This window comes from Piscirickettsia salmonis LF-89 = ATCC VR-1361, from assembly GCF_000297215.2.
In the GTDB taxonomy this organism is placed as follows: domain Bacteria; phylum Pseudomonadota; class Gammaproteobacteria; order Piscirickettsiales; family Piscirickettsiaceae; genus Piscirickettsia; species Piscirickettsia salmonis.
Genome location: NZ_AMFF02000063.1, coordinates 1 through 2,449, shown reverse-complemented (window position 1 = coordinate 2,449; position 2,449 = coordinate 1). Strand labels below are relative to the sequence as shown.

The following is a 2,449-nucleotide window of genomic DNA, read 5'->3' as shown; positions in this document are numbered from 1 at the left end:
AAAAACCCGAACCTACCTCGGCCTACTCACCCTGTGCTTAGCACTCCATGGCTCGCAGCGGATGAAACTGCTTTTTAAAATCAACAATAGAGCTGTCTCAATTAAGATGTATAAAAAAATTGACTTATTTTCTTGTGCTGGTTCAAAAAGAGAACTAAAATCTTTCAAAGATAGTTCCAATTTAGAATTGAGAGAATGTAATGATTAAGGAATACCCTAATAATTTAAAATTGAAACAATTAAGGGCTGCTTATAAAAAGAGGAAAGGAAAAGAGTTGACATATAATAAAATAGCTGAGATTTGTTGTTATAAAGAAAGCAGTATTAAAAAATGGGGTATGATCTCAGATAAGCAAGTTAAAATGCCTGACCGAGCTCTAAAGCCGCTTTTGGAATACTTTTCTCAAATGGGGCTTGATGATGTCTATGTATCAAGTAGGCAATTAGAAAAGCAAAAAGAAGTCATAGAATACATTAAGAAAAAAATTAAAAAATACAACTTTACTGAAACACCAATTGTAGCTTTTGTTAACCAAAAAGGCGGTGTGACTAAAACCTCTATGACTTACACCTTTGCTAAAATCTTAGCGAAAGCTGATTATAAGGTATTATTAATTGATAATGACCCACAAGGCAACCTTACCTATACTGTAACAGGTGAATCTTACTACGAAGGTTCAAGTACAACAAAGTCCTTGTATTATAAAAAGCATGAAAACCTATTAAAAAGGTCAAAAAGCATTAATCAAAAACTTATTGATATTCCATTTGAAGTTAATCAAAAGTTATTTGTATATGGTGCAAATGATGATTTAGCTCCGGTTCAAAAAGAAGATCAAGCAAAAAGTTTTAACTTTAAGTCAAATGTTAAAGAGTTATCAAAAGATTTTGATTTTGTCTTGATTGATACATTACCATCTATTTCCCTCCAATTTTACTCTTCAGTTATAGCTTGTAACTATTCAATTATACCTATTACTGCTAATGAGTACTCTTTACAAGGTCTTGCTAGACTTATTGATACATTGGTCGAGATTTCTGAAAGTGGTATGAGCGATTTTACTACATTAGGTATGATTTTCAATATTGTTGAAAAGCATACAATAGAGTATAAACAATTAAGTAAAGAAGTAAAAAAACATTACCCAGGTTTCCCTTTTAAAAGTGAAATTCCAAAATGCGTAACAATGAATAAAACTATAAAACCTCATGGAAAAGATATAACTGATTATGATTTGCATGGCTCTTGCTCTGAGGCTTTTATTTCTGCATGCAAGGAAATGATAGAAAAAATTAGAAAAGGTGCTTAAAATGGTTACAGATACCAAGAATAATATCCCCAGGCCTAGAAATATTAGTGCTTTATCTAAAATAATGAATAAAAAAAGTAACGCTAAAAAAAAGAATGTTTCTACTAATAAGAAAAAAGAGAGTTATGGTAATAGCGATATAATTATTGAAATTGATCCATCACTTTGTAAACGCTGGAAATTTTCAAATCGCCAAGAGTATGAATTTGGAACTGATGATGAGATTAAGGCTTTTGATGATTCCATTAAAATGGAAGGTCAATTATCACCAGGTCTTGTAAGAATCGTCAGCTCATCATCTAGTAAGTATAAATATGAAATTATATATGGCGTAAGAAGATGGGATTCTTGTAAGCGCCAAAATCTGAAGTTTAAGGTTATCGTGAAAGATTTGAGTGATGATCAAGCATTTAAAATGCAAGCAATAGAAAATGAACAAAGGAATCCTGTTTCTCCATACTCAGATGCATTGCAGGCTAAAAAGTATATTGAATATAAAGAACTTACTTTGACAGAATTTTCTAAGCAAGTTGGTAAGAGTTTACCTACAGTTAGTGGTTGGATGTTATTTTTTAAAGTTCCAGATACTATATGGGAAAATGTAGGTGATATGTCTAAAGTTTCATATAATGTAGCTCGAACAATCCATGAACTAGTAAGTAAAAATAAAAAAAATATTCAAAAAATTATAGATATTGCTGATAAAATTAGAGATGGTGCAGGCAAAGAAAAAATAATTAATTTAATCGAAAAAGATGAAAGGAAATGTAATTATAAAAATAATATCCATGTTAGTTATGAGTCACACAACGGTAATGAATTATTTATTTATAATCCAGAAAACTTGACTCTCAAATTTAATAAAGAAACCTTAAAGAAGATTAATTTAGATAAAATTAACGACAAAATCATGAATATGATTGATGAAGAGCTATCTGGGTTAAGTTAAATTGGAAATTTTTAATGCGATTCTGATAAATGTAACTTCGGAGCCTCCAAAGATTTAATTGTATAATGCAAACTTCGGAGCCTCCAAACATTTAACTGTATAATGCAAACTTCGGAGCCTCCAAACATTGGTTCTGTCGCAATTTGATCTGATGATATCATGGTTTCGCCCTCCGTCATCTGAAGTGTAA

Annotated in this window: 3 protein-coding genes; all 3 read left to right on the top strand. The window is 30.7% G+C overall.

What is annotated here, in order from left to right:
- Nucleotides 1–208: hypothetical protein (locus C200_RS16100; protein ID WP_211250923.1), on the top strand; the 208-nt coding region annotated here is incomplete at its 5' end.
- Nucleotides 201–1,310 (top strand): ParA family protein, encoded by a 1,110-nt coding sequence (locus C200_RS06530; protein WP_016211997.1) that lies wholly within the window; start codon nucleotides 201–203, stop codon nucleotides 1,308–1,310. The genes C200_RS16100 and C200_RS06530, both read left to right, overlap by 8 nt.
- 1 nt (nucleotide 1,311) lies before the next feature.
- Complete coding sequence (locus tag C200_RS06525) at nucleotides 1,312–2,259, top strand: ParB/RepB/Spo0J family partition protein (RefSeq protein ID WP_016211996.1); 948 nt, start codon at nucleotides 1,312–1,314, stop codon at nucleotides 2,257–2,259.
- The last annotated feature ends 190 nt before the right edge of the window (nucleotides 2,260–2,449 follow it).